Here is a 20,568-nt window from a genome sequence, read left to right on the forward strand (position 1 = left end):
GCGATTTACATCGCCTTAACAATCGATAATTATTAACATCAGCGTATAGTTTTTCTATAAGCTCATAGTCAAAGCCTAGCCGACTAACAATGTCAGCGCGACCCGAAGAGAGAAAGAGATGATGCCTGTGATAAAAGGCAACCTGCTGGCGGCGCTGGCCACGTTTGATGTCGCCGCCAGAACCACCAGCTTTACCGGTGCAGCCAGTCAGTTACATATCACGACAGGTGCGGTCAGCCAGCAGATACGCCAACTGGAGCAGCAGCTTGGCTTCCCGGTGTTTCAACGTCATGCCAGAGGCATCACCCTGACCGAGCAGGGCCAGAGGCTGCATCAGGTTGTCAGCCGGAGCCTGACTGACATTGCCGGGGTTATTCGAGAGCTTCAGACTGATCCCCAACCCGAGGGGGAAATTCGCCTCCGGCTTACCCCTTCATTTGCCTTCAAATGGCTGGTGCCCAGATTGCATGATTTCTATCAGCACTACCCTGACATCAATATCCAGACATACGCCGATGGCGCCCTGGTCGACAGCCGGGACACAGATTGCGATTTAGTGATTGATTACCGCCGTGATGACGAAATTAAGGATGACGGCAAAACCAGCCTGTTGATGGCGGAATCCCTGCTGCCGGTCATGAGCCCCGACTATCAGGCAAAGTTCGACTGGTTGCACCCGCAGGCCTGGCATCAGGTGACCTTACTGCATGATGCGATGCCGTGGCGCAATGCGGAGCGGGATACCGAGTGGCGCTTCTGGTTTAGCAGTATGCACATACAGGCCGACAGCCGGCGCGGCCACTTTTTTAACCGGACAGACATGGCTATGGCGGCAGCCGAAGCCGGACTGGGGGTCGCCATGGCGCGGCAGGCATTGATAGGTGATGACGTCAACAAAGGCCGGCTGGTGTCACCGTTTGCTCCTCTGCAGGCCAATGCAGGTTATTACCTGATCAGCCATCGCCATTCGGCGGCCATCGACTGTTTTGTGCAATGGCTGAGAGCACAGATAGATTCTATGTCCCTAGAGCACTAACTGACCATACCGGTTGAAGGCAAACCGGCTCATCATGCCTAAGGTGGCCGCGACACTCACAGAGACGGCGACAAGAATAGCGATCATAATCGCCAGCTGATACTTCACCGCCAGCACAGGCTCGGTGCCGCCGAGGATCTGACCTGTCATCATACCCGGCAAAGCCACGATTCCCAGTGTGCTCATACTGGCTAACTGCGGCATTAACGCCGCTTTGACCGCCTCTCGCTGAAACGGCTGGATCGGGTGCGGCGCGCCCATGGCCAGATAAAACTGGTACTCGTTATTTTTCTCTTTCAGACTGCTATACCAGCGCTCCAGCGCCAGTACGTTGGCGGTCAGGGCATTGCCCAGAATCATTCCGGCGACCGGGATCAGATATTGCGCCTGCCACCAGGGCTCGGCATGAATCAAACCCACCACAGCAAGCTGTAAGGTCATGCGAAGCACGGCTGTGACGGTCGACTTGCTCAGCCCCAATTGCCAGCGATAAAACAGCGCCAATGGCACCAGCAGCAACAGATAAAAACCGGCCAGCGACAGGTTTGAAATCACAACAGCATTATTCATCACTGGCTCCCAGTTCAATCTGATACTCAGCCGATGCCAGCCAGTCGGGGTCATGGGACACAGACACACACGTCAGCGGCTGTAACGCCAGCTGAGCCATCACCTTATCACGGCTAGTACTGTCCAGCGCCGAGGTTGGCTCGTCCAGCAGCCAGATCGGCCTGTCCATCAACAGTGCCCGGGCAATAGCAACCCGTTGCTTTTCGCCCCCGGACAACGCACTGACCGCTTGTTCCAGCCCATGGCTAATTTCCAGTGACAACAGCAGATCCACACAGCGTTTATCGTCGGGGATATCGCCTTTCACCGCCTTCAGTGTCCATGGCAGCCGTAAGACATCCCCCACCGTTTCGCCCCCCATTACTGGTGTTTGCGGTAAATAGCAGAATTGCTGCCGCCACCAGCGCAAATTACCGGGACTGATTTCCTGCCCCTGCCACAGAAAAGAACCTGAACTGGCAGGTTGTAAACCAGCCAGTACTTGTAACAGACTCGACTTTCCGCTGCCCGAGCGACCGGAAAGAGCAAGGTGTTTGCCAGCCGGCAAACTTACCGTCAACGCTTGGTCCTGGGATTGTTCAAATCCGGACCTCAGCGTGTTTATCTTTAACTGAAGCTGACTGTCAGACATTCTGTTCGCCTATTCACTCCGGACATCTAAAATTGATGCATCATTATGGTCAGATTCTGATAAAATATTGCCGTTATTTCTGACACATTAAAGAGCACTCAAAACGTAAACAGTGTTCAGCCGTAATACTTACGGCCATCCTTTAAGGCTATCGCCTATTGCGTCACATGCACAATTGGAATCAATAATTTATGTTTAAATTCTTTGAGAAACTGACGGCGCCTTTCCCGGACGAAACGCCTCAGCAGCCCCCAGGCAGCCTGCTGGCATTTTGCCGCTACTATACACGTGGTTTCGGTTGGCCATTATTGGCAATGTCTGTTCTCAGCGCCTGTATTGCCATTGTTGAAGTTACTTTATTAGGCTTCATGGGTCAGCTGGTTGACCTGCTGGCTCAACACTCACCTGACACTTTTCTGGCTGAAGAAAGCGGAAAACTCTGGATGATGGGTCTGCTGATTGTGGTGGTGATCCCCTTCCTCGCTTTCACTCACTCAATGATCATGCACCAGACCCTGCTGGGGAATTATCCGATGTCGATCCGCTGGCTGGCACACCGTTATCTGCTGCGCCAGAGCGTCTCGTTTTATCAGGATGATTTTGCCGGACGCCTTGCGACCAAAGTAATGCAGACGTCGCTGGCCGTCAGGGAAACCGTGATGAAAATGGTGGACGTGCTGGTTTACATCAGCGTTTACTTCACCGCTATGATTGTGATGATGGGCAGCGCAGATTTCATTCTGATGTTGCCTATTCTGGTATGGCTGATGGCCTATGTCGGCATTCAGTTCTACTTCGTACCGAAAATGAAGAAAATCGCCACCGAACAGGCCGACGCCCGTTCGATGATGACCGGCCGTATTGTCGACAGCTATACCAATATCACCACGGTGAAACTGTTCTCGCACACCAACCGTGAAACCGAATATGCCGAAGAAAGCATGCAGGGTTTTCTGGATACGGTATACCGCCAGATGCGCCTGGCAACCAAATTCATTTTGAGTGTCGATGCCATTAACTACCTGCTGCTGTTCGTAATTGCCTCTGTCTCCATTGGGCTGTGGATGAACAATGCCGTTACTGTGGGTGTGATTGCCGTGGCTATCAGTATTGCGCTGCGGGTGCAGGGCATGTCTAAATGGATCATGTGGGAAATCGGTGCACTGTTTGAAAACATTGGTACAGTCGTTGATGGCATGAAAACCCTGTCTAAACCGGTATCGATTGAAGACAAGGCCGATGCGCAGCCACTTGATGTAACTGAGGGCGGCATTGAATTTGATAACATCAGCTTCCATTATGGCGAGAAAGACAAAGGCGTTATCGAACAGCTGAATCTGCATATCAAACCCGGTGAAAAAGTGGGTGTGGTCGGCCGCTCTGGTGCAGGCAAATCAACACTGGTCAACCTGCTGATGCGTTTCCACGACCTGGAATCCGGTGCCATCCGCATTGACGGCCAGAACATCGCAGATGTCACGCAGGATTCATTGCGCGGCAATATCGGGATGATCACCCAGGATACTTCTCTGCTGCATCGCTCTATCCGTGAAAACATTCTTTACGGCAGACCCGATGCAACAGAAGAAGAGCTGCTGGCGGCTACCCGTCAGGCGCACGCCCATGAATTCGTCGAAACACTGACCGATCCGCACGGCAATGTCGGCTACGATGCACAGGTCGGCGAGCGCGGTGTGAAACTGTCCGGCGGCCAGCGCCAGCGTATTGCCATTTCTCGCGTGCTGCTGAAAGATGCGCCGATTCTGGTGATGGACGAAGCGACCTCAGCCCTGGACTCAGAAGTCGAAGCGGCGATTCAGGAAAGCCTGTACCAGTTAATGCAAGGCAAAACGGTTATCGCCATTGCGCACCGTTTATCAACCATTGCAGCCATGGATCGCCTGATTGTCATCGACCAGGGCCAGATTGTTGAGCAAGGCAGCCATCAGGAACTGCTGAGCAAAAACGGCATTTATGCCCATCTGTGGGCACACCAGACCGGCGGCTTTATCGCCTGTGATCTGGAAGAAAGCCAGCCCGAAGCGGAAATGGCAAAGTAACCAGCTCCTGATCTCAAACAGACAAAACCAGCCCCAGGGCTGGTTTTTTTATACATCCTCAACCGATACGTATCAGGGGGCGTCACTCTCTGCACCCGTCCCTGCTTCCACCGGCGGGAAAGGATCACTGAATATAGGATTGCTCAGGAAGCTGTCATCGGTCAGGGTTTCGAGGAAGGCCACCAGCGCTTCCTTATCAGCCTGGCTTAATCCCATTCTGACTGCCCGTCCGGTGCGGTCTCTCAGGTCGGGGCTGAGATTAGCGTGGTTGTTGATACCGCTGTTGTAGAACTCAATCACTGACATCAAATCAGGCAAGTGCCCATCGTGAAAATAGGGAGCGCCAACGGCAATATTGCGCAGCGATCCTGTCTTGAAGAATCCGGCCAGCTCCGGCCGACCCACAACATCACCCACTCCCTGATCCGGGTCATTATTGCTGACCGAGCCATTGTTGTGGTTTCGGTCCAGCACAAAGGCGGTAGTGGTGTGGCAATCAATGCAGTTCAGAGAATCAAACAAATCCAGCCCTCTGAGTTCCTGCTCGGTTAACACAGGCGTCGGATCATTGTTCAGCTCGGCCTGAACTGCCTGATCGAACCTGGACTCATAACTCACCATGGCCCGCATAAACTGGGACATTGCAAAGGCTATCCGCTGGCTGGTGATGGCTTCATCACCGAAAGCCTCGGTAAACAACTGGCCATAAAAACTGGTCTGTCCCAGCTTGGTTTCGAGATCAAACAAGTTCATGCCCATCTCAACCGGATCCTGAATCGGCATCAGCGCCTGCTCCTCAAGCGTTGCGGCCCGTTCATCCCAGAAGAAACGGCCGGGATCGTAATAGCGGGAATTGGTCAGCCCCATAGAATGACGGCCGGTGTGTCCTCCTTCAAACCCTGTGCTCAGTTGCACCGGATCGGTAAAACCATGCTCCTGCTGATGGCAGGAGGCACAGGAGACAGTGTTATTGGCCGATAAGCGGACATCGTAAAACAAAATCCTGCCCAGTTTCGCCACCGGGTTGCTCAACTCGTTATCATTGGGTGTATTGTCTTGCGTCGCCACGCTGGTAAAGCGAATGTTGTTAAATTCAGTGCTGGACAAACTGGTGTAGTAACCAGGCTGGCCTGCCACATAGGTTTCAAAATCCGGACTGGCTTCGGTGTCCGGTAACGGCAGTCCATCGATATCCACCCTGGGTTCAGGATCAGGCTCACCATCGCCGGGAGGCTGGCCATCGCCTGAGCCGTCACCGCCACCATCACCAGGATTGTTTACAGGCGAACCATCACCGCCTGGGTCACCAGGTATTACTGTTGAAGGCTGGTCGATTACCGGTTCATCGTCATCATTACATCCCGCAAGTGCTGTTATTGCCACAGCCAGCAAAAAGACATGTGAGTACTTCATGGTTACACCTCTGCCTAACCACTGCATTTGTTGTTATTCGTCGAGGGTCTGGCGGTGTAGGTCCCGCCTAATGAAAACAGTAGCAGTTGAGCGAAAGGAAAGGTTTCTGAATAGTAAGACACAATTCCAGCTGATTTCTCAGAAGCCCCTGGATGGTGATGACCAAGTGTAAATTGAACAGCCACAAGACAGGCTGAACCATTTATGTTCAACAAGGTGCCAGTAGCAGTCCGAAAGTCCGGATTCTTAACGGCTATCAAGCACAGGATTAACACCAAAGATTCGACAGCAAACCAAATTGGCCTGAAAATTTTTTAAAGCATTAGCTGCAACACAATTAAAAACTTTAAAAACAACAGTATAAAACCAAAAATACCCCAAAATAATCACACAACTAAACATTACAACACTAAACATTTTTTGACTTAGATCATTCAATGTGTCATTTTATTTTTAATTAATCGTTCAATTAAAAAAATTGGTGACTGATCATGCCCAAAGTAGGAATGCCGGAAATCCGCAAACCACAGCTGGTGGAAGCCACCATGGCTGCCATAGATGAAGTGGGTCTGGCAGGAGCCAGTGTGGCACTGATCAGCAGAAAAGCCGGTGTGTCACCGGGTATCATCAACCACTACTTTGGCGGTAAGCACGGTCTGCTGGAAGAAACCATGCGTTCGGTACTGCGCCAGCTATCGCATACCGTGATGGAACACCTGGCGAGCCTTGATAAGAAAGATGTCCCGGGCCGGATCAAAGCCATTGTCGCCGGTAATTTCGACAGCTATCAGGTCGACAACAAAGTCGTCAAAACCTGGCTGTCCTTCTGGGCGCAGGCCATGCATGACCCGCAACTTCACCGCCTGCAGCGGGTTAACGAAAAACGCCTGTTATCCCACCTTCGCCATGAGTTAAAGCAGGTGCTGCCTGCCGACAAGGCCTTGTTTGTTGCCCAGGGCACAGCAGCACTGATCGACGGCATCTGGTTACGAGGGGCACTGACACCGGGCGGTATCTGCCCGACTCAGGCGCAGTCCATTATTACCGATTACCTCGAAAAGCAACTGGCACCCTATCTTTAATCACAGTGTGCCAACAAGCAGACATTCATTATTCTTCGGGACTGATGCTACCCCATCAGCCACGACACAGGAGCAGAGAAGCAGTATGACCATGACATCCCTGTACATTCACGGCCAGGCCATTCAAGCCACTTCCGGCGAACATTTTGCAACCCGTAATCCGGCTACCGGTGAAGTGATCGCTGAGATCGGCCAGGCTTCTGAAGCCGATATGGCACGCGCGATTGAATCTGCCAAAGCCGGTTTTGCCGAGTGGTCTGCCATGAGCGGCGCCGAACGGGGCCGTATTCTGATGAAAGCCGTCGCTCTGCTGCGTGAACATAACGATGAACTGGCAGCACTGGAAGTGCAGGACACAGGCAAACCGCTGCAGGAAGCGCTGGAAGTTGATATTGCGACAGGTGCCGATGTGATCGAATACTACGCCGGTCTGGCAGCCAGTCTGTCCGGTCAGCAGCAGGATCTCGGTCACGGCCAGTTTTTCTATACCCGACGCGAGCCACTGGGTATCTGTGCCGGTATCGGTGCCTGGAACTACCCGATCCAAATCGCGATGTGGAAATCGGCCCCTGCGCTGGCGGCAGGTAATGCCATGATTTTCAAACCGTCAGAAGAAACCCCGCTGACCGCACTCAAGCTGGCAGAAATCTATACCGAAGCCGGTGTCCCTGACGGTGTGTTCAACGTAGTTCAGGGTGATTATCGTGTCGGCCAGATGCTGTCACGCCACCCGGAAATCGCCAAAGTGTCCTTCACCGGTGAATGCGGTACAGGCAAGAAAGTGATGGCCGATGCTGCCGGTACCCTGAAAGACGTCACGATGGAGCTGGGTGGTAAGTCACCGCTGATCGTGTTTGACGATGCCCAGCTGGATAACGCCGTGTCAGCCGCCATGATGGCGAACTTCTACACTCAGGGCGAAGTGTGCACGCACGGCACCCGGGTATTTGTTCACGATGCCGTTTACGACGAGTTCCTGACTCGTCTGGCAGCGCGCACCGCCAGACTGAAAGTCGGCGACCCGAGCGATATCAATACCCAGATTGGTGCCCTGATTTCTGCTGACCATCTGGAAAAAGTGCTGGGCTTTATTGAAGCCGGCAAACAGTCCGGCGCCCGTCTGCTGGCCGGTGGTCATCGCGTGACCGAAAACGGTCTGGACAAAGGCAACTTCGTTGCGCCAACCATCTTCGCCGACTGCACCGATGACATGCCGCAGGTCAAAGAAGAGATTTTTGGCCCTGTGATGTCAGTGCTGCGTTTCAGCGATGAAGACGAGGTGATTCGTCGTGCCAACGATACAGATTACGGTCTGGCGGCCGGTATTTTTACTCAGAACCTGTCACGCGCTCATCGTCTGATCGCCCGTATCGAAGCCGGTATCTGCTGGATCAACACCTGGGGCGGTTCTCCGGCAGAAATGCCGGTCGGTGGTTACAAGCACTCTGGTGTCGGGCGCGAAAACGGCCCGGATACCCTGAATCATTACACTCAGACCAAGAGTGTGCTGATTGAACTGGGTGATCTTGAATGCCCTTACCAGTAACCACGTATGTAAAAAAAAACACGCCAGGCCAAAGAGAACAGACGAAAAGGGGACGCCATGAAGCAAGAATTTGATTACATCATTGTCGGTGCCGGTTCAGCAGGTTGTGTGCTGGCCGACCGCCTGACCGAGAGCGGCGAGCACCAGGTGCTGCTGCTGGAAGCCGGTGGCAGCGACAAGAGTATTTTTATTCAGATGCCAACGGCACTGTCGTACCCGATGAACAGCGATAAATACGCCTGGCAGTTCGAGACTCAGCCGGAATTTGGCCTGGATGGCCGCCAGCTGCACTGCCCGCGCGGTAAAGTGCTGGGGGGCAGCTCATCGATCAACGGTATGGTGTATGTCCGTGGTCACGCCTGCGACTTCGACGAATGGGAAGCGCACGGCGCGGCTGGCTGGAGCTACCGTGAGTGCCTGCCCTACTTCCGCCGGGCTGAAAAATGGAAAGACGGTGAAGATGCCTACCGCGGCGGAGACGGCCCGGTCGCCACCTGTAACGGTAATGATATGGCGCTCAATCCGCTGTATCAGGCCTTTATTGATGCCGGTCAGCAGGCCGGTTATCCGGCAACAGACGATTACAACGGTTATCAGCAGGAAGGTTTCGGCCCGATGCACATGACGGTGGATCAGGGTGTACGGGCCTCGACCTCGAACGCTTACCTGCGCCGGGCGATGAAGCGCAGCAACCTGACCGTCCTGACTGGCGTATTGAGCCGCAAAGTGGTACTGGAAGGCAAAACAGCCACCGGTATTGAATTTGAACGCGGCGGTAAGGTGCAAACGGCGACGGCGAGAAAAGAAGTGATTCTGTCTGCCGGTTCGGTCGGCTCACCGCAATTGCTGCAACTGTCGGGCATCGGTCCAAAAGCCGTGCTGGAAGAAGCAGGTATTGAAGTAAAACATGACCTGCCGGGCGTGGGTGAAAACCTGCAGGATCACCTGGAAGTCTATTTCCAGTACGAATGTAAAGAGCCGGTGACCCTGAACAGCAAGCTTGGCCTGATCAGCAAAGGCATGATAGGCACCCGCTGGATCCTGTTCAAAGACGGACTGGGTGCGACCAACCACTTTGAATCCTGCGCCTTCATCCGTTCGCGTGCCGGTCTGAAATGGCCCAATGTGCAGTACCACTTCCTGCCAGCCGCGATGCGTTACGACGGTCAGGCCGCCTTTGAGGGGCACGGTTTTCAGGTCCATGTCGGCCCGAATAAACCGGAGAGCCGCGGTCGGATCTGGGTCACATCGGCTGATCCGAAAGCCAAGCCGGGGATTGAGTTCAACTACATCAGCACCGAGCAGGACAAGCAGGACTGGCGGGACACCATACGCCTGACCCGCGACATTCTGACCCAGCCGGCAATGTCGGCGTATCGCGGCCAGGAAATCCAGCCGGGTGAACATATCCAGAGTGATGAAGCCATTGATGCCTGGGTTCGTGAAAACGTCGAGAGTGCGTATCACCCGTCCTGCACCTGTAAAATGGGCAGCGAAGAGGATGCCATGGCGGTACTGAACAGCGACTGCCAGGTACGCGGCATCGACAGTTTGCGGGTGGTCGACTCCTCTGTCTTCCCGACGATTCCCAACGGCAACCTCAACGCGCCAACTATCATGGTGGCAGAAAAAGCCGCCGACAAGATTCTGGGCAAACCGGCTTTGCCCGCAGCGCATGTCCCGGTCTGGATTGCCGACAACTGGCAGGAGCAGCAACGCAGCAAAGAGCCTGAAGCTGCTGACACAAACTAACGCGCAACAATGAACAACAGCCCCTTTTAGTGGTGGTGAGACTCACCACCACAAGGCCACTGCATGCCTGTTTTCAGTCAGCAGGCGGGCCTGTACTCACGCCTCAGCGAACACGAGGCTAAATAACAGCAACGAAATGGATAAAGGACACGTCATGACGACAATTAAGAAAACCATCAAGTACACTGCATTTGCGACACTTTTTGCTGCCGGCACCCAGCCCGTAATGGCTGCGCAGTGCGACACGGTTCGCTTCTCTGATGTGGGCTGGACCGACATCACCGCCACCACGGCCGTAACCAGCGAAGTGCTGAAAGGTCTGGGCTATAAAACCAAAACACAGCTGCTGTCTGTACCTGTTACATACTCTTCCATGGCCAATGGTGACATAGATATCTTCCTCGGTAACTGGATGCCGACCATGGAAGGTGATATCGCCAAATACCGCGACAACGGCACCGTTGAAACCGTTCGCGCCAATCTCGAAGGCGCTAAATACACCCTGGCCGTACCGAAATACGTTTACGATGCCGGCGTGCACAGCTTTGCCGATCTGGCGAAGTTCGAAGACAAATTCCGCGGCCGGATCTACGGCATTGAACCGGGTAACGACGGCAACCGTCTGATTCAGGACATGATCGACCAAAACGCCTTTGGTCTGGAAGACTTCCGCCTGGTGGAATCCAGCGAAGCGGGCATGGTTTCTCAGGTGAAACGTGCCGTGAACCGTGACCAGTGGGTAGTTTTCCTGGGTTGGGCGCCGCACCCGATGAACAATAATTTCGAGCTGAAATACCTGGACGGCGGTGATGACTTCTTCGGCCCTAACTACGGCGGGGCCAGCGTGTTTACCAATGTTCGCAAAGACTACCTGCAAACTTGTCCGAACGTTGGCCAGTTACTGCAAAACCTGACATTCAGCCTGGAAATGGAAAACGCCCTGATGGGTGACATTCTCAACGATCAGCAAAAACCCGCCGCTGCCGCCAAAGCCTGGCTACAGGAAAACCCGGCCGTACTGGATAAATGGCTGAAAGACGTGACTGCCCTCGACGGCAGCAAAGGCACAGACGCCGTGAAGAATTACCTGAACATTTAATCATTTGCCGCAGGTGCTGAACCTGGCGCCTGCGGCCGCTTTTGTTGTACCCCTTTTAAGGAGTTAATGTGAATTTTATTACCGATCATAAGATCCCACTGGGCGAATGGATGGCAAACCTGGTCGACTGGCTGACTTTCAATGCGGCCGGCTTTTTCGACGCCATCTCCTACAGCCTGGAATCTCTGATCATGATGCTGGTGGATGTGTTTAAGTGGATGCCACCTGCGGTGCCGATTCTGATCACCGCGCTGCTGGCCTGGGCGCTGCACCGCAGTATTTCGCTGGTCGTCTTTATCGTCGTCGCGCTCTTGCTGATCCTCAACCTGGGTTACTGGCAGGAAATGCTGGAAACCTTTGTACTGGTGCTGACCGCTACTTCTATTTCAGTGCTGGTTGGTGTACCCATCGGCATTATGGCAGCGCACCGGCCGTGGCTCTATACCCTGATGCGGCCGATTCTTGATCTGATGCAGACTATCCCGACTTTCGTGTACCTGATCCCAACGCTGGTGCTGTTCGGTCTGGGCGTGGTTCCGGGATTAATTTCCACCATTATTTTTGCCATTGCTGCTCCGATTCGACTGACCTATCTGGGGATCAGCCGCGTACCGGAAGAACTGCTCGAAGCAGGTCAGGCCTTCGGTGCGACACGTTCCAAGCTGCTGTTCAAAGTAGAACTGCCGGCGGCAATGCCAAACATCATGGCGGGTATTACCCAATGTATCATGCTGTCTCTGTCTATGGTGGTGATTGCCGCGCTGGTAGGTGCCGATGGTCTGGGTAAACCTGTGATCCGCGCACTGAACACCGTGAACATTTCGCAGGGCTTTGAAGCAGGTCTGGCGATTGTACTGGTCGCTATTATTCTCGACCGCCTGTGTAAAACCCCGGCCAGCAAAAATCAGGAGAGCTGAACATGACTGCCATTCGAATTGAAAACTTAGACGTCATCTTCGGTAAAAATACCGAGCAGTCACTGGCACTGCTGGATCAGGGCAAAAGCCGTCAGGAGATCATCGACCAGACCGGCGATGTGGTCGGCGTGAATAACGTCAGTCTTAACGTGCAGCAAGGTGAGATTTGTGTCCTGATGGGCCTGTCAGGTTCAGGCAAATCCAGCCTGCTGCGGACCATCAACGGCCTGAACCCGGTTTCGCGCGGTAAGCTGGAAGTGCAGGATGGTGATGGCATGGTCGATCTGGCCAGCTGCGATGCTACTAGCCTGCGCCACATGCGCACCGAACGTATTTCCATGGTGTTCCAGAAATTTGCCCTGATGCCCTGGTTATCTGTGCTGGATAACGCAGCATTTGGTCTGGAAATGCAGGGCATCAGTAAATCTGAACGCCGCCGCCGGGCGATGGAAAAACTGGAAATGGTGGGACTGGCAGAGTGGAAAGACAAGCTGCCGCACGAACTGTCAGGCGGTATGCAGCAACGTGTCGGCCTGGCCCGCGCCTTTACCATGGACAGTGATATCCTGCTGATGGATGAACCGTTTTCGGCGCTGGATCCACTGATTCGCAGTCAGTTGCAGGACGAATTGCTCGATCTGCAACGCAAGCTGAATAAGACCATAGTCTTTGTCAGTCACGATCTGGATGAAGCGCTGAAAATCGGTAATAACATTGCCATCATGGAATCGGGTGAGCTGATCCAGCACGGTAAACCGGAAGAGATTGTTCTGAAACCTAACACTCAGTATGTCAAAGATTTCGTCGCCCATACCAATCCGCTTAACGTGCTGCGGGGCCGTTCGCTGATGACGCCGACCAGCGCGCTGGAAAGCCTGGAAGACATGCTGATCCTCAACCGTCACGAAGGTACCCGGTTAAACACCAATGATGCCGGTGAAGTACTGGCGGCTCGTCGTCAGGAGCAGGATCTGGCGCTGCAAAGCTGGCATCAGGGTGACGACCTTGACAGCCTGACTCAGACGCACATAGTAACCACCAGCCCGGATATCTCAATGCGCGATGCGCTGGAAATCCGCTACCGTACCGGCCAGCCAGTGCTGCTGACCGAGCGTAAAGAGGGTGACAAAAATACCCTGGTGGGTGTGCTGTCCGATCAGGATTTCTACCACGCCCTGCTGGGGAAACACTTTGAGGCCAAGCTGGCGTAACTCTTCGGCCTCAAACCTTTCTCTCACAGTCAAAAGCACGCTGCCTTAGCGTGCTTTTTTTATACTGTCATTATTTTCGCTTTTCCTGCCTGCCATGCCTTTGCTGGCTTGCATACACTAATACCTGTCCAGCTCCGGACTTGCCACCAGCTTGTTCCAAAATGCCGACAAGCCTTCACCAGAACGGATTCTCTCCGCCCATACCGCGCCGCAAATCATACCAATAACAGTGAAGCTCACCACGACCCCTCCATTGACTTCACCCAACACCAAGCAGACAGGCCCGGCAAGTAGCAAACCCAACATCGCTGGGGTAGCAGCGAGCATTATCCACATCGAAAGAGCAACAAAACCAGAGACAGCTTTCAACACAGTGACATCCTTATCCACAGGGTAATCCGCTTACCAGATAGCAAAATCCTAATCCTTAATGCACTGTGTTGCACTTATGATGACGGATAAATATTAAGAAATGTGATCCTGTGCCAAAGGCAAGCAATTACATACAAACCAATGATTTTTAAGTAATAAATTGTCATAAAGCTGACATAGTTTATCAAAATGTCCAGATGGTCATCATTGGGTATCTTCAGCGGCCATGTTCAGACCTTTGACCGGCTGACGGGCATGATGGATGCATTCCCGTTCTGGTTTAAGATTGCCACGCCGTAATCGCAGGTACTCTGTGTTTCATTCTGCAAAGCCGCTGACATTCAGCGGCTTTTTTCATTTTTCGGCTCAGTCTGACTCAAGCAGGCTCAAGACAGGTTAAGCTGCCAGGACACCCCAAAACGATCCGTCACCCAACCGAAACGCTGGCTGAAACCATAATTCTCCGCGGGCATCAGGGCATTGCCACCTTCGGTGAGCGCGGCATAGACCCGCTCAAACTCGGTTGCCGAGTCACAGTCAACAAAGACAGACATCGCCGGGGTGAAGGTAAAATTGTGCGAAATGAATGAATCGATAGCGATGAATTCCCGGCCGGCAAGCACAAAACGGGCCTGCCTGACCATGCCTTTCGACTCGCCATCCGGGTAACGCTCAATATGAAGAATGTCGGATCCGGCAAACAGGCTGATATAGAAATTCATCGCCTCTTCGGCATCCCCTTCAAACATCAGATGGGTCAGAATCGCTTGCGGCACAATATTTCTCCCTGATTAGCCACCGGCCATCTCAGCTGACGGCTCAGACGGTGTGATCTCTCTGACAACACGGCATGGGTTGCCCACTGCGACGCTGTTATCCGGAATATCTCTGGTGACGACACTGCCTGCGCCAATCACACAGTTGTGACCAATACGCACGCCAGGTAAAACAGCCACATTGCCTCCCAGCCAGACATTGTCACCGATCCACACCGGCGCACCGTCTTCCCCATGCAGCCGCTCAACGGGATCAATAGGGTGAGAGGCGGCGGAAATCATGACATTAGGGCCAATAAACGCATTCTCACCGATAGTCACTTTGCAGACATCCAGTATGGTCAGGTTATGGTTCGAATAAAAATTAGCCCCCAGCACAATGTTATAACCATAGTCGCAGTAAAAAGACGGTTCCATATGGGCATCGCCGCAAAACTGTACCCTTTCTGCCAGAATCGCCATTCGGGCTTGTGTATCACGCGGGTCAGCCAGATTAAAACGATGACACATGACTTTGGCTTCTTGACGGTCATTGACCAGTTCGGCATCTCTGCCACTGTATGCCAGGCCCGCGAGCATTTTTTCTTTCTCTGTCATTGATTCAGACACTGTGTACTCCTTTATTTATTCACAGTTCAATGCCATACCGCACAAGCAATCCGCCGTCGGGCAAGGTTTCATGGTTCAATTCATAGTGAAAACCCAGCCTGGTCAGCAAATGAATGCATCTGTGGTTCTCGGCATCGGTAATGGCGACCAGGCGGCTCAGCGACAGCGCTTCACGGGCAAAAGACAAGATTGCCTGAGCCGCTTCACAAGCATAACCCTGCCCTTCAACGCCCGGCAAATAGCCGTACCCTAAATCAATATCTTCCAGGGAATCACGCTTGATCAGGCCGCAGATACCAATAGGTGTATCATTGCTTTTCAATGCAACACGCTGGAGTCCCAGCCCTTTCGTCTGGTACATACTGATGAGCGAGGCTTCGAGATAATTCAACGCATCCTGACGAGTATGGAGCTGTTTATCACCGACAAAACGTTTAAAACCCGGGGTGTTATACAGTTCAAAAATAAAATCGACATCTGCTGCCGTTAACGGCCTGAGCGTCAGACGTTCTGTGGTGATTGCTACCATGCTGGTTATTCCGATATTGATCCATGAAGTGCTTGACCGGCTTGAGACATCGTCCTGTGCCCAGGTATTTCCCGATGGAAATGAAACCCCAGCACAATGCTGACTTTTAACTCAAAATGCAATACGAGCAGGGTGTTGATAACGCAGATGCCCAGTGTGAAAACCGGGCCAGCCTATCGAAGAGAAAACACAGATCTGGGTTGACGTCTGACTGAAGACAGTCGCAATCAGTGCCTTTCTTCCTCTCTCAGCGTCAGTACTTCATAACCGGTTTCCGTCACCAGTATCGTATGTTCCCATTGCGCCGACAGTTTTTTGTCTTTGGTCACCACAGTCCAGCCGTCTTTCTTGGTTTTGGTTTTGTATGTGCCTTCATTGATCATGGGTTCAATGGTGAATGTCATGCCTGGTTGCAGCCGCAACCCGCGTCCTTTCAGCCCATGATGAAGCACTTGCGGTTCTTCGTGCATTTCCCGGCCTATACCATGACCGCAATATTCCCGGACCACAGAATAGCCATGGCTTTCTGCATGCTTTTGAATCGCATACCCGATATCACCCAGTGTCGCCCCAGGCTTCACCTGTCTGATGCCCTGCCACATCGCTTCGTAGGTCGCTTTTACCAATCGGGAAGCACGCGGCTGAACCTTACCTATGCAATACATTTTACTGGAATCGGCAATAAAGCCATTTTTCTCCAGTGTGATATCAATATTAATGATGTCGCCATCTTTCAGCAGACGGTTTTCATCCGGCATACCGTGACAGATAACTTCATTGATCGACGCATTCAGGACATACGGATAATCATACTGGCCTTTGCTGGCTGGCCGGGCAGACAAGGTGTCGGTAATAAAAGTGTCGACCTTATCGTTAATCGCCATGGTCGACACACCGGCAGCCACGAAGCTATCCAGCATGGAAAATACTGAGGCCAACAACCGGCCGGACTCCCGCATCAATTCAATTTCTTGCGCGGTTTTGATATTAATTTTGTTCACTCATTAATTCCTGTACTGATCCCGCGTCACTGAGTAACAGTTTACGAATCAGTTCGTTATACGTCAGTGTCGGATTCATTTCGGCCAGCAGACCCATCTTTATCCAAAACTCTGCCTGGGCGTTGATTGAACGCGACATCGTGCTGCTGGCTTTGCGGATTTCCTCATGAAGTTCATCCGATATTTTTACTATCCCCATAGGGCGCCCTGAATAATATACATAGAATAGACAAAGTGTATATGAAACGTATATCCACAGCAATGTTATGCGATCACGATCCAAGTCGGCCTTTTCAGGCACAGGGAATCTTTACTTTCTCATCCGTCCCCCCTGATAATGTCGGCCTGATTGACCATTCGAGCAGTTCTATGATTCAGGTTCCTATTACCCCCCGCCCCAACTGGAAAATGCTGGCAGATGAATTTGGATTTCGTTTCCATACCCTGGAAGGCGAACCGTATTGGGTTGAAGACCGCTACTTTCAGTTCAGTTTGCAGCAGATTGAAAATGAGCTTGAAGCGCCCACCGCCGAGCTCCATCAAATGAGCCTGGAAGCCGTGGATAAAGTCATCCGCGATGAAGCCTTACTGAAAAAATTTCAGATCCCGGAAAACATGTGGGATCTGATTGCCAGCTCGTGGAAACAAAAAGCACCCAGTTTGTATGGGCGGCTGGATTTTGCCTACGATGGCCGTCATCCGGCAAAACTGCTTGAATTTAACAGCGACACACCAACGTCACTTTACGAAGCCAGCTTCTGGCAATGGTTGTGGCTTGAAGATCAGGTCAATGCAGGTAAACTGCCAAGGCGCGCCGATCAGTACAATTTGATTCAGGAACTGATGATTCAGCGCATGGCGGCATTAGGCAGCTATCAGCCGGGACAGACACTGCATTTCGCCTGCTGCCGTGACAGCGTGGAAGACAGAGATACAGTGCAGTATCTTGAAGACTGCGCCAGAGAGGCCGGGCTGAAAATCGCCTTTGTGTATATTGAAGACATCGGCATCAATCAGGACGGCGAGTTTACCGATCTGGACGACAACCCTATTCGCTGGATGTTCAAGCTCTATCCGTGGGAGTTCATGTTCCGGGAAGAGTATGCCGCGTATCTGCACACCGCCAATGTCAACTGGCTGGAACCTATGTGGAAAAGCATCAGTTCAAACAAAGCCATTCTGCCGCTGATGTGGGATATGTTTCCGCATCACCCGAACCTGTTGCCCGCCTACTTTGCCGATGATCCCAAAGCCGCAAGCCTGACAGATTTCGTGAAAAAACCGATTTTCAGCCGCGAAGGGGCCAACATCAGCGTGCATCGCGCCGGTGAAATACTGCAGCATGAACCCGGGCCGTACGGCGACGAAGGCTATATAGTCCAGCAATATACCCATTTACCCCGTTTCGGTAACAACCATATGCTCATCGGCAGCTGGTTAATCAATGACGAACCCGCCGGACTGACGATCCGGGAAGATACCGGTTACATCACCAAAGATACCTCGATGTTTATTCCTCATATCATTCTGGATTAGCACAGGCAGGTACAGAAGCGGCGGATATGTCCGCCGTTTTACCTTGCAATTCGCTATCCCTCACTCATTAAAACTGTACTGCCGCTTCACTTCCACAACCTGCACTGTGTAAGAGGCGTACCATTTTTCCCGGCCAAACTGCTGAGCCAGTGAATGCTGGCTGTCTCTGTGCCAGTTCTGGATATCTGCCTCGGTATCCCAATAGGAAATCGCGATTTCCTGATCCCCTTCTGTCACGGCGAGAAAATCCAGACAACCATATTTTTCAAATGCAAGCGAGGAAAGTACGAGTTCAGGGTAAAACGCCGCTGGTTCACTGAAAAGAAGCGCTTCTGTATATGGTTAACATACTTACCGCCGTCACAACTTTCAGCAGACGATATCATCTCGGCATATCGGTGCCGCTGGCAAATTAAGCTGCTTTTCAAGGCGTTAAAGTCACATATCAATTGGCACCGTTTTGTAACAGCGTAAAAAGCCATTGCTAAAGCTTGGTTTGGGCCAGCTTGCTTACGCCATTAAGAGAAACTCAATGCTTAAAGTTCTGTTTATGAGAACTTGTAGAAACTGCCTTTGTTAGAAGACTATACGAAAAAGAGAATGGCAACATTGCAGATTTTGGGCAATGATTGGTGGAGATAGCTATGCAGGCTGAAGCAGCCGTCCATCCAATTATTAACACTTTGCCATGACTAATGACGTGTTTGATCCCAACCAGTTATCACTGATTTCCACAAGGATTTGGGAATCCAAGTATCGACTGTACAATGATTCGATCAAAGAAACCGCTATCGAGCAAAGCTGGCGGCGAGTTGCCAACACCCTGGCCGGGCCGGAAAAACAACAAGCCTATTGGCGTGAGAAGTTCTTTCAGATCCTGTCCGATTGGAGCTTTTTACCAGCTGGGCGGATTCTTGCGGGGGCCGGTGCCGAGAATCACCGTATTACCTTGCTCAACTGCTTTGTCATGGGGGCAATCCGGGACTCAATGCCGGGGATCAGCCGCTCCCTGCGCCAATCGGCTATTACCCTGCAACAGGGGGGAGGCATTGGCCTGGATTTCTCCAGCTTACAACCGGCCGGTAGCAGCCCGCTCCATCTGGGACCGGTCGCCTTGCTACAGATCTGGGATCGACTCTGTGCTGCACTGGCTGCCGGAGGCTCCAGGCGCGGTGCCATGTTAGCCAGCCTCCGGTGCGATCATCCGGACATTGAAGCCTTTGTCAGGGCCAAGAGCCTGGCAGCAAGTCTGATCCACTTCAATCTTTCGGTGCAGATAAGCGACGACTTTATGCGGGCGGTGGCAGAGGATACGGGCTGGCAATTGTGTTTTCCTCCCGGGATTGCAACAGGCCCGACGATCAAAGCCAGGGACCTGTGGGAACTGATCCTACAGTCGGCCTATGAAGGCGGAGAGCCCGGGGTACTGTTTGTAGACAGCATCAACAGGACCAATAACCTGGCTTACTGTGAACACCTGACCACCACCAATCCCTGCGGCGAAGTTCCGCTCCCCCCTTTCGGCGCTTGCGACCTGGGGTCCATCAACCTGAGCCAGCTTGTGTCTAGACCGTTCAGCGAGGCATGTGCATTTCAGTGGCAAAGGTTGGAATCGATCTGCACCACGGCGGTCCGCATGCTGGACAATGTGCTGGAAATTTCCAACTTTCCTCTGCGCCAACAGCGCCGCTGTGCCTTGCAGAGTCGCCGGATCGGGCTGGGCATTACCGGCCTGGCCGACTGTCTGCAGATGCTGGGGTTAGCATACGACAGCCCTGAGGCCAGGCAGTTTGCAACAGAACTAATGACTCGGATCCGCGACGCTGCTTATGCCGCTTCTGTCGAGCTCGCCGGCGAAAAGGGCTGTTTTCCCTGTTTCGACCAAAAAAACTATTTGCGGAGCACCTATATCCGCTCGCTGCCGCTGTCCCTGCAACATACGATTGGGAAAAAGGGGATACGCAACAGTCACTTGCTAGCCATTGCCCCTGCCGGCAGCATCAGTTTGCTGGCCAATAATGTTTGCAGTGGTATTGAGCCCATGTTCAGCCCAGGGTACTGGCGCCATATCCGCTTTTCCAAACAACAGGAAAGTCTCTGGCTGGAGCCATACGGCGTGCATATGTGGCGCCACCTTAACCCCGGAAAAGCATTGCCTGATACCATGGTGGCGGCTGGCGATCTGACACCGAGGGCCCATCTTGATATGCAGGCCTGCCTGCAACCTCTGGTGGACAATGCGATTGCCAAAACGATCAATGTTCGAGCCGATCTACCTTTTGTCCAGTTCAGGGATATCTACCGACAGGCCTTCCAACTGGGCCTTAAGGGCGTCACTGTTTATCGCCCCAACCGGGTGCGGCCGAATGTATTGGAACCGGAACAGGGCTGCAAACCGTCCGTCTGCTGATAGGAAAAATTTCCCATT

At 52.7% G+C, this 20,568-nt stretch carries 20 protein-coding genes and 1 pseudogene; 11 read left to right on the forward strand and 10 right to left on the reverse strand.

Annotated elements, in window-relative coordinates; genetic code table 11:
- Window positions 1–127: 127 nt before the first annotated feature.
- Entirely contained in the window at window positions 128–1,036 is a 909-nt protein-coding gene (locus H511_RS0104410; protein ID WP_027251217.1) for a LysR substrate-binding domain-containing protein, read from the forward strand.
- Here H511_RS0104410 and H511_RS0104415 read toward each other — a convergent pair.
- Window positions 1,025–1,606 carry an ABC transporter permease gene (locus tag H511_RS0104415; protein ID WP_027251218.1) on the reverse strand — a complete coding sequence of 194 codons (582 nt, stop codon included), beginning with the start codon at window positions 1,604–1,606 and terminating at the stop codon, window positions 1,025–1,027. The two genes, H511_RS0104410 and H511_RS0104415, sit on opposite strands and share 12 nt — an antisense overlap.
- Window positions 1,599–2,165 carry an ABC transporter ATP-binding protein gene (locus H511_RS0104420; RefSeq protein WP_338091514.1) on the reverse strand — a complete coding sequence of 189 codons (567 nt, stop codon included), beginning with the start codon at window positions 2,163–2,165 and terminating at the stop codon, window positions 1,599–1,601. The genes H511_RS0104415 and H511_RS0104420 overlap by 8 nt, the downstream gene beginning before the upstream one ends.
- 263 nt (window positions 2,166–2,428) lie before the next feature.
- On the opposite strand from H511_RS0104420, the gene H511_RS0104425 reads away from it, so the two are divergent.
- Entirely contained in the window at window positions 2,429–4,297 is a 1,869-nt protein-coding gene (locus tag H511_RS0104425; RefSeq protein ID WP_027251220.1) for an ABC transporter ATP-binding protein, read from the forward strand.
- 72 nt (window positions 4,298–4,369) lie between these two features.
- Here the strand turns inward: H511_RS0104425 and H511_RS22545 are convergent, their stop codons facing one another.
- Entirely contained in the window at window positions 4,370–5,710 is a 1,341-nt protein-coding gene (locus H511_RS22545) for a cytochrome c peroxidase (protein ID WP_081669185.1), read from the reverse strand.
- Between the two features lie 491 nt (window positions 5,711–6,201).
- Between H511_RS22545 and betI the strand changes: the two genes are divergently transcribed.
- The 6 genes from betI to choV all read left to right on the forward strand — a co-directional run bounded on the left by betI (window position 6,202) and on the right by choV (window position 13,317).
- Window positions 6,202–6,792 (forward strand): transcriptional regulator BetI, encoded by a 591-nt coding sequence (gene betI, locus H511_RS0104435; RefSeq protein ID WP_027251221.1) that lies wholly within the window; start codon window positions 6,202–6,204, stop codon window positions 6,790–6,792.
- Window positions 6,793–6,877: 85 nt separating this feature from the next.
- Window positions 6,878–8,338: a betaine-aldehyde dehydrogenase gene (gene betB, locus H511_RS0104440; protein ID WP_027251222.1), complete on the forward strand. Its 1,461-nt coding sequence runs from the start codon at window positions 6,878–6,880 to the stop codon at window positions 8,336–8,338.
- Window positions 8,339–8,395: 57 nt separating this feature from the next.
- Window positions 8,396–10,090 (forward strand): choline dehydrogenase, encoded by a 1,695-nt coding sequence (gene betA / locus H511_RS0104445; RefSeq protein ID WP_027251223.1) that lies wholly within the window; start codon window positions 8,396–8,398, stop codon window positions 10,088–10,090.
- A 154-nt stretch (window positions 10,091–10,244) separates the two neighbouring features.
- Window positions 10,245–11,189 (forward strand): choline ABC transporter substrate-binding protein, encoded by a 945-nt coding sequence (locus tag H511_RS0104450; RefSeq protein ID WP_027251224.1) that lies wholly within the window; start codon window positions 10,245–10,247, stop codon window positions 11,187–11,189.
- A 68-nt stretch (window positions 11,190–11,257) separates the two neighbouring features.
- Window positions 11,258–12,106, forward strand: coding sequence for a choline ABC transporter permease subunit (choW, locus tag H511_RS0104455; RefSeq protein WP_027251225.1), 849 nt, complete (start codon window positions 11,258–11,260; stop codon window positions 12,104–12,106).
- A 2-nt stretch (window positions 12,107–12,108) separates the two neighbouring features.
- The gene (choV, locus tag H511_RS0104460) at window positions 12,109–13,317 is read left to right on the forward strand and encodes a choline ABC transporter ATP-binding protein (RefSeq protein ID WP_027251226.1); all 1,209 of its coding nucleotides are present in this window, start codon (window positions 12,109–12,111) and stop codon (window positions 13,315–13,317) included.
- Window positions 13,318–13,434: 117 nt separating this feature from the next.
- On the opposite strand, the gene H511_RS0104465 is transcribed toward choV, so the two are convergent.
- The 6 genes from H511_RS0104465 to H511_RS0104495 form a co-directional block, all read right to left on the reverse strand.
- Entirely contained in the window at window positions 13,435–13,707 is a 273-nt protein-coding gene (locus H511_RS0104465) for a hypothetical protein (protein ID WP_036758751.1), read from the reverse strand.
- A 368-nt stretch (window positions 13,708–14,075) separates the two neighbouring features.
- Window positions 14,076–14,465, reverse strand: coding sequence for a VOC family protein (locus H511_RS0104475; RefSeq protein WP_211225182.1), 390 nt, complete (start codon window positions 14,463–14,465; stop codon window positions 14,076–14,078).
- Window positions 14,466–14,480: 15 nt separating this feature from the next.
- Complete coding sequence (locus H511_RS0104480) at window positions 14,481–15,062, reverse strand: sugar O-acetyltransferase (protein WP_027251229.1); 582 nt, start codon at window positions 15,060–15,062, stop codon at window positions 14,481–14,483.
- A gap of 31 nt (window positions 15,063–15,093) precedes the next feature.
- Complete coding sequence (locus H511_RS0104485; protein WP_027251230.1) at window positions 15,094–15,603, reverse strand: GNAT family N-acetyltransferase; 510 nt, start codon at window positions 15,601–15,603, stop codon at window positions 15,094–15,096.
- 227 nt (window positions 15,604–15,830) lie between these two features.
- Window positions 15,831–16,562 (reverse strand): type I methionyl aminopeptidase, encoded by a 732-nt coding sequence (map, locus tag H511_RS0104490; protein ID WP_248616573.1) that lies wholly within the window; start codon window positions 16,560–16,562, stop codon window positions 15,831–15,833.
- Between the two features lie 28 nt (window positions 16,563–16,590).
- Complete coding sequence (locus H511_RS0104495; RefSeq protein WP_027251232.1) at window positions 16,591–16,803, reverse strand: ParD-like family protein; 213 nt, start codon at window positions 16,801–16,803, stop codon at window positions 16,591–16,593.
- Between the two features lie 170 nt (window positions 16,804–16,973).
- Between H511_RS0104495 and H511_RS0104500 the strand changes: the two genes are divergently transcribed.
- Window positions 16,974–18,140, forward strand: coding sequence for a glutathionylspermidine synthase family protein (locus H511_RS0104500; protein ID WP_027251233.1), 1,167 nt, complete (start codon window positions 16,974–16,976; stop codon window positions 18,138–18,140).
- A gap of 60 nt (window positions 18,141–18,200) precedes the next feature.
- On the opposite strand, the gene H511_RS22550 is transcribed toward H511_RS0104500, so the two are convergent.
- Window positions 18,201–18,377: an antibiotic biosynthesis monooxygenase family protein gene (locus tag H511_RS22550; RefSeq protein ID WP_248616574.1), complete on the reverse strand. Its 177-nt coding sequence runs from the start codon at window positions 18,375–18,377 to the stop codon at window positions 18,201–18,203.
- A gap of 30 nt (window positions 18,378–18,407) precedes the next feature.
- Between H511_RS22550 and H511_RS24975 the strand changes: the two are divergent.
- Together H511_RS24975 and H511_RS0104510 are read left to right on the forward strand one after the other, a co-directional pair.
- Window positions 18,408–18,611 (forward strand): annotated as a pseudogene (locus H511_RS24975) (IS4 family transposase); the annotation flags it as partial.
- A gap of 217 nt (window positions 18,612–18,828) precedes the next feature.
- Entirely contained in the window at window positions 18,829–20,550 is a 1,722-nt protein-coding gene (locus H511_RS0104510) for an adenosylcobalamin-dependent ribonucleoside-diphosphate reductase (protein ID WP_036758754.1), read from the forward strand.
- Window positions 20,551–20,568 lie beyond the last annotated feature (18 nt).

Origin of the sequence: Photobacterium halotolerans DSM 18316, assembly GCF_000425165.1 — a bacterium.
In the GTDB taxonomy this organism is placed as follows: domain Bacteria; phylum Pseudomonadota; class Gammaproteobacteria; order Enterobacterales; family Vibrionaceae; genus Photobacterium; species Photobacterium halotolerans.